General features: G+C 70.9%; 14 protein-coding genes. 6 read left to right on the forward strand and 8 right to left on the reverse strand.

What is annotated here, in order from left to right:
* Positions 1–9 precede the first annotated feature (9 nt).
* Positions 10–429: an alternative ribosome rescue aminoacyl-tRNA hydrolase ArfB gene (gene arfB / locus J5V16_RS05575; RefSeq protein ID WP_208495063.1), complete on the forward strand. Its 420-nt coding sequence runs from the start codon at positions 10–12 to the stop codon at positions 427–429.
* Here the strand turns inward: arfB and J5V16_RS05580 are convergent.
* From J5V16_RS05580 to J5V16_RS05595, 4 genes are read right to left on the reverse strand one after another with little or no spacing between them, the layout of a single operon-like run.
* Positions 426–1,391 (reverse strand): glycoside hydrolase family 43 protein, encoded by a 966-nt coding sequence (locus tag J5V16_RS05580; protein ID WP_208495064.1) that lies wholly within the window; start codon positions 1,389–1,391, stop codon positions 426–428. The two genes, arfB and J5V16_RS05580, sit on opposite strands and share 4 nt — an antisense overlap.
* A 10-nt stretch (positions 1,392–1,401) precedes the next feature.
* Entirely contained in the window at positions 1,402–2,013 is a 612-nt protein-coding gene (locus tag J5V16_RS05585; RefSeq protein ID WP_208495065.1) for an IMPACT family protein, read from the reverse strand.
* Between the two features lies 1 nt (position 2,014).
* Positions 2,015–2,662, reverse strand: a complete 648-nt coding sequence (locus J5V16_RS05590) for a response regulator (protein ID WP_208495066.1) — start codon at positions 2,660–2,662, stop codon at positions 2,015–2,017.
* A gap of 26 nt (positions 2,663–2,688) precedes the next feature.
* On the reverse strand, positions 2,689–3,057 hold the full coding sequence (locus J5V16_RS05595; protein WP_208495067.1) for a hypothetical protein: 369 nt from the start codon (positions 3,055–3,057) through the stop codon (positions 2,689–2,691).
* Positions 3,058–3,545: 488 nt separating this feature from the next.
* Between J5V16_RS05595 and J5V16_RS05600 the strand changes: the two genes are divergently transcribed.
* The 4 genes from J5V16_RS05600 to J5V16_RS05615 all read left to right on the forward strand — a co-directional run bounded on the left by J5V16_RS05600 (position 3,546) and on the right by J5V16_RS05615 (position 7,306).
* Positions 3,546–4,484, forward strand: coding sequence for a LysR family transcriptional regulator (locus J5V16_RS05600; RefSeq protein WP_208495068.1), 939 nt, complete (start codon positions 3,546–3,548; stop codon positions 4,482–4,484).
* Between the two features lie 93 nt (positions 4,485–4,577).
* Positions 4,578–5,921, forward strand: coding sequence for a UDP-N-acetylglucosamine 1-carboxyvinyltransferase (locus tag J5V16_RS05605; RefSeq protein WP_208495069.1), 1,344 nt, complete (start codon positions 4,578–4,580; stop codon positions 5,919–5,921).
* Positions 5,922–5,976: 55 nt separating this feature from the next.
* Entirely contained in the window at positions 5,977–6,540 is a 564-nt protein-coding gene (locus J5V16_RS05610; protein WP_208495070.1) for a hypothetical protein, read from the forward strand.
* Positions 6,541–6,742: 202 nt separating this feature from the next.
* Positions 6,743–7,306 (forward strand): PadR family transcriptional regulator, encoded by a 564-nt coding sequence (locus tag J5V16_RS05615; protein ID WP_208495071.1) that lies wholly within the window; start codon positions 6,743–6,745, stop codon positions 7,304–7,306.
* Between the two features lie 7 nt (positions 7,307–7,313).
* On the opposite strand, the gene J5V16_RS05620 is transcribed toward J5V16_RS05615, so the two are convergent.
* Complete coding sequence (locus J5V16_RS05620) at positions 7,314–8,663, reverse strand: Hsp70 family protein (protein ID WP_208495072.1); 1,350 nt, start codon at positions 8,661–8,663, stop codon at positions 7,314–7,316.
* 446 nt (positions 8,664–9,109) lie between these two features.
* Between J5V16_RS05620 and J5V16_RS05625 the strand changes: the two genes are divergently transcribed.
* Complete coding sequence (locus J5V16_RS05625) at positions 9,110–9,451, forward strand: RNA polymerase-binding protein RbpA (RefSeq protein ID WP_205327476.1); 342 nt, start codon at positions 9,110–9,112, stop codon at positions 9,449–9,451.
* A gap of 25 nt (positions 9,452–9,476) precedes the next feature.
* Here J5V16_RS05625 and J5V16_RS05630 read toward each other — a convergent pair whose 3' ends face one another.
* From J5V16_RS05630 to lnt, 3 genes are read right to left on the reverse strand one after another with little or no spacing between them, the layout of a single operon-like run.
* Positions 9,477–9,998 (reverse strand): FxsA family protein, encoded by a 522-nt coding sequence (locus J5V16_RS05630; protein ID WP_208495073.1) that lies wholly within the window; start codon positions 9,996–9,998, stop codon positions 9,477–9,479.
* Positions 9,995–10,786, reverse strand: a complete 792-nt coding sequence (locus J5V16_RS05635; RefSeq protein WP_208495074.1) for a polyprenol monophosphomannose synthase — start codon at positions 10,784–10,786, stop codon at positions 9,995–9,997. Before J5V16_RS05635 ends, J5V16_RS05630 begins: the two co-directional genes overlap by 4 nt.
* 12 nt (positions 10,787–10,798) lie before the next feature.
* Positions 10,799–12,484, reverse strand: a complete 1,686-nt coding sequence (gene lnt / locus J5V16_RS05640) for an apolipoprotein N-acyltransferase (RefSeq protein ID WP_307792873.1) — start codon at positions 12,482–12,484, stop codon at positions 10,799–10,801.
* Between the last annotated feature and the right edge of the window lie 475 nt (positions 12,485–12,959).

Consider the following 12,959-nt stretch of genomic DNA (forward strand, 5'->3'; position numbering starts at 1 on the left):
GAGAACGCCATGCCCGTGCAAGTCACCGAGACCATCGCCATCCCCGACAGTGAACTGCGGTGGCGCTTCTCGCGGTCCTCGGGCCCGGGCGGGCAGGGCGTCAACACCACCGATTCGCGGGTCGAGCTCGTCTTCGACCTGCCCGGGACGAAGGCGCTCTCGCCCGCGCTGATCGAGCGGGCGCTCGCGCGCCTCGGCAGCCGCGTCGTGGACGGCACGGTGGTGATCGCGGCGTCGGAGTTCCGTTCCCAGCTGCGCAACCGCGAGGCGGCGATGGAGCGCCTCGCCGAGCTGCTGCGGCGGGCGATCGCCGCGCCGCCGCCGACCAGGCGGGCCACGAAGCCGTCGAAGGGCGCGAAGCGGCGGCGCCTGGAGGACAAGCGCCGCCGTTCGGACGTCAAGAAGCTGCGGCGCAGCACCGACGACTAGTGCTCGGGCTGGGGCTGACCGAAGTCGGGGGTGCCGTCCTCGTTCCAGCCGAAGGGCTGGACGCGGCAGTGCCGGTCGGGGTTGTCGAGCGGGTCGCCGACGATCTCCTCATAGGCGCGGGCGTGGAAGACCAGGAGGTCGTTGCCGTCCTCGTCGACGGTGAACGCGTTGTGGCCGGGGCCGTAGATGCCGTTGGCCGCGTTGGTGGTGAAGACCGGCTCGGGGTGCTTGGTCCACGAGGCGGGGTCGAGGAGGTCGGCGCCCTCGTCGGCGCTGAGGAGGCCGACGCAGTACTCGGCGCCGGTGCCGGAGGCGGAGTAGGTGATGAAGACCTTGCCGTTACGGATGAGGGCGTAGGGGCCTTCGTTGACGGCGAAGCGGACGGTCTCCCAGGGCAGTTCGGGGCGGGAGAGCTCGACGGGCGCGCCTTTGATCGTCCAGGGGTCGGCGAGTTCGGCGAGGAAGAGGCTGGTGTTGGAGCCTTCGAGGCCGGGGTCGTGCTGGGCCCAGCAGAGGTAGCGGGCGCCGTTGTGGGCGAAGGTGGTCGCGTCGAGGGAGAACGAGTCGATCGGCGTCTCGATCTGGCCCTTCTCGGTCCATTCGCCGGCGAGCGGGTCGGGGTTGCGGTTCTCCAGGACGTACATGCGGATGCGCCAGACGTCGGCGGTGGCCGATGCGGCCTCGCCCGCGGCGAAGTAGACGTACCAGGCGCCGTCGATCCAGTGCAGTTCCGGGGCCCAGATGTGGGAGCCCATGGGGCCCTCGGGGTGCTGGACCCAGATGGTGGTCTCCTCGGCGTCGCGCAGGCCCATGAGGGTGTCGGCCCCGCGCAGCACGATCCGGTCGTAGGCGGGGACGGTGGCGGTGAAGTAGTACCGGCCGTCGGTGTGCCTGGTGATCTGGGGGTCGGCGCGTTCGAGGATGAAGGGGTTCGGCAGCGCACTGGTCTTGTTATCGGTCACAACACGCATGCTACAACTCCACCCGGAGCGTCCCCGCAGGCTCCACCTCCGCGGCGCCCGCCGATTGGGACGCGAGCCAGTCCACCAGCAGCTCCACGTCCGAGCAGGCCAGGTCGAAGGCCACTTCCGCGCCGAAGTCGACGCCGACCAGCCGCACGTCCTCGCGCAGGCGCAGCAGCCCCTCCAGACTCCCGGCCAGGCCGTAGTCGACCCGCACGGTCAGGCGCTGCCAGCGCGCGAGCTCGACGGTCCCCACCGCGTCGAGCGCGGCCGCGACGGCCGCGCCGTAAGCGCGCACGAGCCCGCCCGCGCCGAGCTTGACGCCGCCGAAGTGGCGGGTGACGACGGCGAGCACGTCGGTGAGGTCGCGCCCGCGCAGCACTTCGAGCATCGGGACGCCGGCGGTCCCGGCCGGTTCGCCGTCGTCGTTCGAGCGGGCCGACTGGCCGTCGTCGACGACGTAGGCGGTGCAGTTGTGGGTGGCGTCCCAGTTGGCCTTGCGGTGGGCGCTGATGCGCGCCCGCGCTTCGGCATCGGAGGCGACGCGGTAGAGCGTGCAGATGAACCGGGACCGGTTGACGACGGTCTCGGTCGAGGCTTCGGTGGGGGCGATCGTGCGCATGTCAGCCCACGACGCCGTGCTCCCAGGCCCACGCCGCGATCCCCACGCGGTTGCGGACGCCGAGTTTGGCGCGCACGGCCTCCAGGTGGGTCTTGACGGTGGAGACGGAGACGAACAGGGTCTCGGCGATCTCGGCGTTGGTCTTGCCGCGCGCCACGAGCTCGACGACGTCGAGTTCGCGCTCGGTGAGCACGTGCGAGGCCTTCGGGCCCTCGGGGACGGGCTCGGTGAGCCGCTCGAGCAGCCGCACGGTCACCGACGGGGAGATGAGCGACTCGCCGCTCGCGGCGGCGCGGACCGCCTCGACGAGCAAGGTGGGGCCCGAGTCCTTGAGCAGGAACCCGGTCGCGCCCGAGCGCAGCGCGCCGTACACGTACTCGTCGGTGTCGAAGGTGGTGACGACGACGATGCGCGGCCCGGTGCCGTTCGCGCCGGCGAGGAGCGTGCGGGTGGCCTCGAGGCCGTCGAGGCGCGGCATGCGGATGTCGAACAGGCACACGTCGGGCTTGTGCCGCCGCGCCTCCGCGACCGCGACGACGCCGTCGGGGGCGTCGGCGACCACTTCCATGTCGGGCTGGGAGTCGATGATGGCCCGGAACCCTGCCCGGACCATCTCCTGGTCGTCTGCGATCAGCACTCGGATTGCCACGCCCCGAGCCTAACCGGTTCCGGCCGCTAGGCGGCCGCGCCCGCCAGTTCGCGCTCGCGCGCCACAGGCGCGGGCTCGGCGACCGGGGCCGGGCGGACCGCCACGACCGCCGAGTCCTCGGCCTCGCGCTCGAGCACGGCCTGGCGGCGGGCCGAGCGCTGCCGGATGGCGAAGGTCGTGGTGACCATGAACAGCCAGGTGCCCTCCAGGAGGATCAGGCCCCAGTCGCGGCCGATGATCGCGGCGGTGAGCAGGATCGAGCAGGCCGAGATGACCAGCAGCAGCGAGGCGGGCTTGGTCGCGTGGATCTTGTGGGTCTGCAGGAGCAGGAAGTTGGTGATGTAGAGGAGCGCGCCGATGATCTGGAACAGGATGCGGATGTCGAACTCGTGCATGAGGAATCCTCGGAAGAACGTGAAGCAGGCAGGAAGGAGCCCCGCGCCGGCTCTGGCGCGGAAGCAGAAGGAGGAGAGAGGAGGAGGACCGAGGGGTTACAGGGTCGCGGCCGGGTGGCCGCTCGGTCTGCTGCGCGCGCAGACGACCGTTTCGGCCCCCTGGCGTACCCGTGTCTGGAGGGAGCCGCAGATGCAGCGGGTCCACACCGTCGTACCCGACGCGCTCCGGTGCCGCGACACGGTCGTCACCGGATCGTCGTCGGGCCAACCGCAAAACGGGCAGCACTGCATGACCGCGTCCTCCTTACAAGGCTTCGGGTTTCGCATTTGGGACGAGCGCCGGCCGAATCCGCCCTTAGCGGCATCCGCGCACTGTTCTCACGCTCAATACGAGGTTAAGGTCCCAATCGTCCGGGCTACAACACCTTGGTGACGCTAGTTTGCGAAACTCATCGTGAAGCGCGTACTAAAGCGATTGGGGCCACACCGTGATCGACCTGAGGAGACTGCACGTGCTGCGGGCGATCGCCCACCACGGCACGGTCTCCGGCGCCGCCAAAGCGCTGCACATGTCCACTTCCGCGGCGTCGCAGCAGATCCGGCTGCTCGCCAAGGACCTCGGCGTGCCGCTGCTCGAACCGGTCGGGCGCGGCGTGCGCCTCTCCTCGGCGGCGCAGGTCCTCATCGCCCATATCGACGCCATCGAGGCGATGTGGCGCCTGGCCGAGGCCGAACTCCAGGCCACCGAGGGCGAACCGTCCGGGATGCTGCGCCTGTGCGGCTTCCCCACCGCGATCGCCACGCTCCTCGCGCCGCTGGTCGACACCGCCCGCGACCGGCACCCCGCACTCGAACTGCGGCTGCGCGAAGCCGAGGCGTCCGAGAGCTTCGACCTGCTGTTCGCCGGTGAGGCCGACCTCGCGCTCGTCGAGGCCACCCCCGACAACCCGCCGCCCGAGGACATCCGCTTCGACGCGCAGACGGTCTTCAACGACCCGTTCGACCTCGTCGTGCCGGGCGGCCACTGGTGCGCCGACGGCGAGGCGGTCGACCTGCGCGAACTCGAGCGCGAACCGTGGATCATCGGCGTGCCCGGGTCGATGCACCGCCGCCACGTGCTCACCGCATGCTCCAACGCGGGCTTCCGCCCCACCGTCCACGGCGAGGCGCGCGAATGGAACGTCATCGCCGTCATGGTCGCCCACAAGATGGGCGTCGCGCTCATCCCCCGCCTGGTCGACCTCCCCCACCACCTCGACCTGGTGCGCGTGCCGGTCTCCGGGCCGTTCACCCCGTTCCGGCACTTCAGGGCCGTGACACTGCGCGGCGGGGCCCGCCGGCCCTCGGTCGCGGCGGTCATGGAGATCCTGAACGAGCAGGTGCGCGCCGCAGAAGGCATCGGGCCCCTGCCCGAAAACCAATCCTGAACGGTGGATCCTGCGGTTTCACCGGCATTGAGCAGGCGCATCCACTGAACGTGATCCACCCAACTGGACACTGAACTCCGTTACGCTGACCGCATGTTCGACTACGGCGGCGATCCCGCGACCTCCGGCCCCCGCCACCTCCGCGTGCACGGCGGCACCGCCCTGACCGGGTCGATCGACGTCAAGACCTCCAAGAACGCCGGGGTCGCGCTGCTATGCGCGAGCCTGCTCAACCGCGGCCCCACCGTGCTGCGCCGCGTCGCCCGCATCGAGGAGGTCAACCGCATTCTCCGCGTCCTCGACTCCATGGGCGTCGCGCACGAATGGCTCGGCAACGAAGGCGACCTGCGCCTCCAGCCGCCCGAACGCCTCGACCTCACCCGCATCGACGCGGACGCCGCCCGCCGCACCCGCTCGATCATCATGTTCCTCGGCCCGCTCCTGCACGACTACGCCGAGTTCGAACTCCCGTTCGCCGGCGGCTGCGAACTCGGCGACCGCACCGTCGAACCGCACCTCAACGCCCTGCGCCGCTTCGGCCTCTCAGTCGAGCGCTCGAACGGGTGCTACCGCGCCACCGTCAAGGAGAACGTCGAACCGCCCCGCGCCATCGTCCTGACCGAGCGCGGAGACACCGTCACCGCGAACGCGATCATGGCCGCCGCCCGCTACCCCGACGTCACCGTCATCCGCAACGCCTCCTGCAACTACCAGGTGCAGGACCTGTGCTGGTTCCTCGAACGACTCGGCGTGCGCATCGACGGCGTGGGCACCACCACCCTCACCGTCCACGGCGAGGACGAGATCGACACGGCCGTCGACTACGCGCCCGCCGAAGACCCGATCGAGGCCTGGAGCCTCGTCACGGCCGCGATCGTCACCGAATCCGAGATCACCGTGCGCCGTACCCCCATCGAGTTCGTCGAGATCGAACTCGCGCTCGCCGAGGAGATGGGGCTGGCGTACTCCCGCAGCGGCGAGTACCTGGCCGCCAACGGCCGCACCCGCCTCGTCGACCTCACCGTCCACCCCTCGCCGCTGCGCGCGGCGACCGACAAGGTCCACCCGATGCCCTTCCCGGGCCTCAACATCGACAATCTGCCGTTCTTCGCGCTCATCGCCTCGTGCGCGGAGGGCGGGACGATGATCCACGACTGGGTCTACGAGAACCGCGCGATCTACCTGACCGAGCTCAACCGGCTCGGTGCGCGGGTGAGACTGCTCGATCCGCACCGCCTCCAGGTCGAAGGGCCGGTGCGGTGGACGGGCGCCGAGGTCGTCTGCCCGCCGGCGCTGCGCCCGGCCGTGGTGCTGCTGCTGGCGATGCTCCGCGCCCAGGGCACCTCGGAGCTGCGGCACGTCGACGTGATCCACCGCGGCTACGAGCAGCTCGCCGCGCGCCTCCAGCTGCTCGGCGCCGAGATCGAGCCGCTCTGACCCCGTGCGAACCACGGCCGCGAAGTACCCGCGACCGTATGTGACACTTCCATTCATGAACATGCCGCCCGATGTGCCGCCCCAGACCTTCGCGCTCCTGAGCCTCCTGCAGGCACACCTCAAGCACCTCGACAAGGTCGAAGGCGTCGTCATCGGCAGCCCGCAGTGGGAGGCGACCCTGGAGTCCACGAAGTCCGTGGTCGCCGCCAAGTCCCCCGGACTCGCGATCACGGCCGAGGACATCCCGATGATCGTCGGCACCGGCTCCCCCGACCGCAAGCGCCGCCTCTACGCCACGATGCCCGTGACCCCCGCGATCGCGGCCCTCGCCGACGAGTCCGAAGTGGCCCTGTTCGCCTACAACCGGCGCGGCCGCCTCCAGCCGGCCAACCGCACCGCGATCCGGTCGCAGTCGCGCGCCTGGTACCCGCCCGCGAAAGCCCTCGCCCCCATGCGGATCATCGACGACGCCGTGTGGGAGCCCGTCGCCGCCGCGACCGGCGACAGCGGTCGCCCCGGCATCATGGAGGCCGCCGCCGGCTGGCTCGTCCTCCTCGTGGTCATCGCCTGCATCGCCGCCGCGGGCTATCTGCTCCTGTGGTTCTTCGACATCATCTGAGCCCCCTCGAGAGACACCGTCCGAGCCTCCTGTTTTCGCTGCTCGGCAAGGGAATCGGGAGGCTCTTCCGCGCTTTGTCCTTCTTGGTGAGTGCGCGCGCGGAGCGCGTGCTCGTGCTTTGTGACGGCCGATGCCGTTGACTGACAAGGAGGTTTTCTACCTCGGAGTCGATATATCTTGTGAGAACTGCCATAATGGACGCATGCTGAAGATGGCCATTCTCGGATTCCTGCGGGACTTCCCGCTCCACGGCTACGACCTCAAGAACCGGGTCGCGAGCCTCGCCGGGCACGTCCGGCCCATCGCCGACGGGACGCTCTACCCCACGATCAAGAAGCTCGAGGACGCGCAGTGCCTCACCCGGCGCACCGCGCCGGGGTCGGTGGCGGCGCCGCGCCACATGCTCGAGATCACCCAGACCGGCACCGACCAGCTGCGGCGGTGGCTGCGCGACCCCGAGCCGGGGTTCGTCACCGACGACAACAAGTGGTACGTGCTGCTCGCGTTCCTCCACCACCTGGAGAACCCGCGCGAGCAGGCGCTCGTGCTCGCGCGGCGGCGCGAGTTCCTCGACCAGCCCGCGCAGCTGTTCTTCGACGAGCAGGGCGCGCCGATCCCGCCCGAGCGGCTCGAGTCACCGTTCCGCAAGGGGCTCATGCAGATCCACCGGTCGACGAACCTCACCGAGATCGACTGGCTCGACCGGCAGGTGGCCGACCTCAACCGCCGCGCCGGCTTCACGGTCCACCAGCGCGACGGCTCCTAGCGTTCGGTCAGCCGTTGAGGATCGTCGACAGCAGCACGAAGAAGACGACGATCAGGACGATGACGGCCGCGCCCGTCACGAGGACGGCCGGCTCCTGCGTCAGGGGCCGCTTGGCCGGGAGGTGCTGCTGCGGCTGCTGGTACGGCGCCTGCGGGGCCGGGGCGGGCTGCTGGTAGGCCGTCTGGGGCGGCAGCATCTGCGGCGCCTGGGGCGGCCGCGGGGCCGACATGTGCCCGGCGGGCGAGACGGGCCCGCCCGACGTGGGCCGGGTCAGCGGCTGCTCCGAGGGGGCCGGGCCGGAATTGGCGCGCACGGCGCCTTCGACGACGACGGTCTCGGGCTGCTCGAACGTCTGCGGCGGCACGCCCAGCTTGGAGTGGATGAGCTGGGAGATCGCCGGGATGCGCGAGGAGCCGCCGACGAGGAAGATGCCGACGAGGTCGGCGGGGTTCATGCGGGCGGCCTGGATGGCCCGCTGGAGGCAGTCGACCGTGCGCTCCAGCGGCGGGCGGGCGATCTCCTCGAACTCGGCGCGGGTCAGGTGCGCGTCGACCTCGAGCGCGGGCAGGTGGATGTCGGCGCTCGCGGTGCGCGAGAGCGTCTCCTTGGCCCCGCGCACGTCCTCGTAGAGCATGCGGCGGTAGCGGCGGTCGCGGTCGTCGGCGGGGTTGAGCAGGCGCTTCCACTCTGCGGGGTGGGAGGCGCCGTAGGTCTTGCCGAGGTGCTCGACGATGCCGTGGTCGAAGTCGAGGCCGCCGATGTCGCCGACGCCCTCTTCGGCGAGCACTTCGAAGCCGGTCTGGGTGCGGCGCACGACGGTGGCGTCGAAGGTGCCGCCGCCGAGGTCGTAGATCGCGAGGGAGCGCCCGGGCGGGACGGCGGTGCCGAGCACGGACGTGAAGTAGGAGGCGGCGGCGACCGGCTCGGGGATGAGCTGGGGGGCGGGGAGCCCGGCGAGGCGGGCGGAGTCGACGAGGATGGCGCGGCGGCGCTCGCCCCAGCGGGCGGGGTGGGTGAGGCGGACCTGGCCGGGCATCTGGCCGGCCTGGCGCTGGGCCTCGAGCGCGACCTGCTGCAGGACGTACGCGAAGACCTGCGGCACCGGGATCTCGGAGGTGCCGAGGAACAGGGACCCGTCGTCGATGCGGCGCTTCGGGTTCGGTTCGAAGCGGGCGGGGTCCATGCGGGCGTTGCGCTCGGCGTCGCGGCCGACGAGCATGCGCCCGTCGGAGTTGTAGTAGACCGCCGAGGGCAGGATCGGGGCACCGTCGAACAGCAGGGGTCGTACGCGTCCGTCGGCCGAGCGGAGCACGGCGACGGTGTTCGAGGTTCCGAAGTCGATTCCAAGCACGTGCATGTGAGATCTCCTTGTCTGTTGGACACCTTACTGGGCGCGTCCACGCCGGATGCGACCCGTTCGGTGTTCGCGGGTCGCTCGCGCCCCGTTCGCACCGCCCTGGCCGGTTGCGATGGACGGCGTTTGCCTACAGGTGACGGCGGGCGCGGAAGGGGACGAGCGGCATCTCACGTGCTCGGCCGCGCGGATACCGGCCGGTGTTGTGTCACACTTCAAGGGGACGTCCGTGGGCGGCCGCAGGAGCGCCGGGCCACACTTGGGGGTCCGCATCGCGAACGCGGCGCCTGGGAACGGCGGTGCCGGGAAGGATCCGGCCGCGTCCCGGCGTTGTACGAAGCGAAAACCCCAGGAATCGGCGTGATCGGCTGGGGAAGCGCGCCGGCCCAGGGCTGACCGGGTCGGCGGCGAGTGGCAAAGCGAATGCTCCAGAGGAAGTGCAGGGGAACATGGGCGACAGAATGCTGAGGGGCTCCCGTCTCGGCGCCGTCAGCTACGAATCGGACCGCAACACGGAGCTGGCGCCGCGCCAGACCCGCGACTACGTGTGCCCGCAGGGCCACCGCTTCGAGGTGCCGTTCGCGGTCGAAGCGGAGATCCCGTTGACGTGGGAGTGCCGTCTCGACGGTTCGACGGCCAAGCTGGTCGACGGCGAGGAGCCGGAGACCAAGAAGGTCAAGCCGCCGCGCACCCACTGGGACATGCTGCTGGAGCGCCGCTCGATGGAGGAGCTCGAGGAGATCCTCGACGAGCGCCTGCAGGAGATGCGCGCGCGCCGCGGCGAGCGTTAGCACGCTCAGCCAGCTAGAGGCTTGCTTACGGGCCCGGGTCGATGGACCTGGGCCCGTTTTTCGCGTCCCCGTACTTGACCGGCGCGTCCGGGTCGAGGTCGCGCTCGCTGATCACTTCACCGTCGATGACGTCGCCGCCGCCGAAGCGCATCACCGGGGCGCTCGCGGCGAGCCAGCGGCCGAGGCCGCGGAAGAGCAGCCGGGTGGGCGGGAAGAGCAGCAGCAGGCCGATGAAGTCGGTGACGAACCCGGGGACGATGAGGCACACGGCCCCGGCCAGCGCGTACCCGTTGGGCAGTTCGCGCGAGGGGTCGCCGCCGGAGTTGAGGTAGTCGCGCGCGGCCCGCAAGGACTTCCGGCCGACGTACCCGACCAGGGCGATGCCGAGCGCGGTGGTGCCCACGAAGACGAGGACGGTGTAGAAGAAGCCGATGAGGTAGGCCAGGCCGAAGAACGCGGCGGCTTCGGCGATGACCCACAGGGCCAGCGCGAGCCGGAAGGCGAACGGTGCGCGTTTGGGCGCCGCGGGCGGCTGCTGGTACGTCACCCTTCGATTCTGCCACGCCGGAGGGCGCTCTTGAGTTGGCGTGCGCGGTGGGCCAGGCCCCAGCGGCTCACGTTCCAAAGGGCCTCAACGGTGATGGCGCCGCTCATCTTGGAGGCTCCGGCGCGGCGCTCGGTGAAGACGATGGGGACTTCGCGGATGTCGAAGCCGGCTTTGACGGCGCGCCAGGTGAGGTCGATCTGGAAGCAGTAGCCGACGGAGTTGACGGTGTCGAGCTGGAGCTTATGGAGGGCGTCGAGGCGGTAGGCGCGGTAGCCGGCGGTGACGTCCTTGACGCGCAGGCCGAGCATGGCGCGGGTGAAGACGCCGGCGCCGCGGGAGAGGGCGAGGCGATGGAGGGCCCAGTTGCGGACGGCGCCGCCGGGGATGTAGCGGGAGCCGATGGCGACGTCGGCGCCGTCGTCGAGGGCGGCGAGGAGGCGGGGCAGGTCGGCGGGGTCGTGGGAGCCGTCGGCGTCCATTTCGACGACGGTGCGGTAGCCGTGCCGGGTGGCCCAGTCGAAGGCGGCGAGGTAGGCGGCGCCGAGGCCCTGCTTCTCGGCGCGGTGGAGGACGTGGACGCGGGGTTCGGCGGCGGCGAGGGCGTCGGCGAGGTCGCCGGTGCCGTCGGGCGAGGAGTCGTCGACGATGAGGATGTCGATGCGGTCGCATCCGGCGAGGGCGGCGGCGACGGTGGTCTCGATGTTGTCGCGCTCGTTGTACGTCGGAATGGCCACAATGGCCGGACTGGTGTCACTGCCGGCGGGGCACTGGTCCGGGTACTCGCTCATCGCGTCGGCTTTCTAGGTCTGGCTGCGGCGGTGCTTGACATTGATCAAGATGGCGCAGGCCAGGGCCACCAGTGCCGCTCCGGTGAGGACCGCTTCAGGAAGGATACCCACTGTGGAGGCGGGAGTCGAGCGGTCGGAGAGGGTCAGGTCCGATTGGATGACGGCGGCGGTGTTGAACTCGGTGGCCTGGGAGACCTGGCCGGTGTGGTCGGTGAAGCCGGAGACGCCGACGGTGGAGGCCATGAGGCCGTCGCGGGCGTGCTCGATGGAGCGCAGTTGGACCATGGCGAGCTGCTGCTGGGCCTCGTTGGTGTCGAAGGTGGCGTTGTTGGTGCCGACGGCCATGAGCTGGGCGCCGTCGAGGACGGATTCGCGGGTCTCGGCGTCGAAGGCGATCTCGAAGCAGATGAGGCCGGCTAGGGTGTGGTCGCCGACTTCGACGATGCCGGGGTTCTGGCCGTGCTCGAATCCGGCGACGTTGTCGAGGCCTTCGGACATGCGCGGGTCGATCCACCCGGCGACGGTGCTGAAGAAGGCCTTGTAGGGCACGTACTCGGCGAACGGCACGGGGTGGCGCTTGGAGTACATGTAGACCGGGCCCTCTTCGGGGTCCCAGACGATGGTCATGTTCGCGCGGGTGCCGTCGTCGTTGTGGACGATGCCGCCCAGGACGATGGGCGCGCCGATGGCGGCGGCGGCCTGGCTGATGCGTTCGTAGGCGTCGGCGTTGGCGATGGGGTCGATGTCGGAGGCGTTCTCGGGCCACATGACGATGTCGGGGCGTTCGGCGCGGCCTTCGTTGACGGCGTCGGCGAGGTCGAGGGTGGCCTGGACATGGTTGTCGAGGACGGCGCGGCGCTGCTCGTTGAAGCTCAGGCCGAGGCGCGGGACGTTGCCTTGGACGACGGCGACGTTGACGACCTCACCGTCGGGGGCGGTCGAGCCGAGCGGCAGCGCGAGCGGGGCCAGCGCGGTGAGCGCGGCGGCGGCGGTGAACGCGGCGGCCTTGCGCAGTCCCGCGGTCCGCTTCGTGGACGTCGCCGATTTACGGCTCGCAAGCGTCGCCGAGACTGCGAATCCGGCGGTGAGGAGGAAACCGCCCGAAAGGGCGACGAGGAAGCTGAGGAAGGGCGCGCCGCCGAGCCAGATCGCGGCCGCGGTGGGCGCGTCGGCCTGGCTGAAGGCGAGGTTGCCCCAGGGGAAGCCGCCGAAGGGCTGGCGGGAGCGCAGGGCCTCTTCGGCGACCCAGGCGACGCCGGTGAGGGGCGCCCAGGTCCAGCGGTGGGTGTCGATGAGGCGCGAGCAGGCCGCCAGGCCCATGCCGAGCAGCCCCATCGCGAGCGCTTCGAGGCCGCACAGGAACAGCCACGGCCACTGGCCGACCTGCGTGGAGGACCAGGACAGGAGCGGCAGGAAGAACGCCATGCCGTACACGAAGCCGACGCCGAGGCCGCCGCGGAGGCGGCGGCGGTGGACGGCGGCGCCGAGCCCGGCGACGGAGACGGCCGCGAGGGGCCAGGCGCCGTAGGGCGGGAAGGCGAGGACGGCCAGGAGGCCGGAGGCGATCGCGAGGAGGAGCGCGGCGGGCAGGGTGAGACGGCGCCCGAGCGGGGCGTCGGTGAGCAGGAGCGGGCGGCGCTTCGGCGCGGGCGGCGTCGCCTCGGGCGTCGGGGCGGCGTCGCGGTCGTCGTCGATCACGGTGCTCAAGTAGGGCGCTCCTCGCTCGTACGCGGGCTGGCGGGCCGGTGCGCGGCCCGCGGCGAGGAGTCCTCGCCTTGCCGGTCGGGGCTCTAGCGTACTGCGGGTACGGCAAAGGGGCGTAGCTGTGTCCGGCTACGCCCCTCGCACGGGTTTCTCCCAGTCCCTGTACGGCCGGTGTCCCCTGCGGCGTCCGCTGGTGATCTTCGGACCAACTCGCACCCGTCTGGCTGAGCGTCTACGAGTTGTTGTCTAGGGATCTCCTGCGTCTGCTGCGGGTCCACCACCGGCGACCGGCTCGCCTTCCTCCGCCGACCCCCGCGATCTGGACCTGGCCGCCGGTAGCAGTGCGGCCGCGCTGCCACCTTGTCCAGTCTGCGTGGGAGCAAAGCAAGTCGAGTCGCCCCCGACGTTCGGCGGGCTTCCGTCTCCGGTCGTCCGCCGAGGACCAGACCACCGTAAGCCAAACTGCGCC

The sequence above is a fragment of the Glycomyces niveus genome (genome assembly GCF_017592475.1).
Classification (GTDB): Bacteria; Actinomycetota; Actinomycetes; order Mycobacteriales; family Micromonosporaceae; genus Glycomyces; species Glycomyces niveus.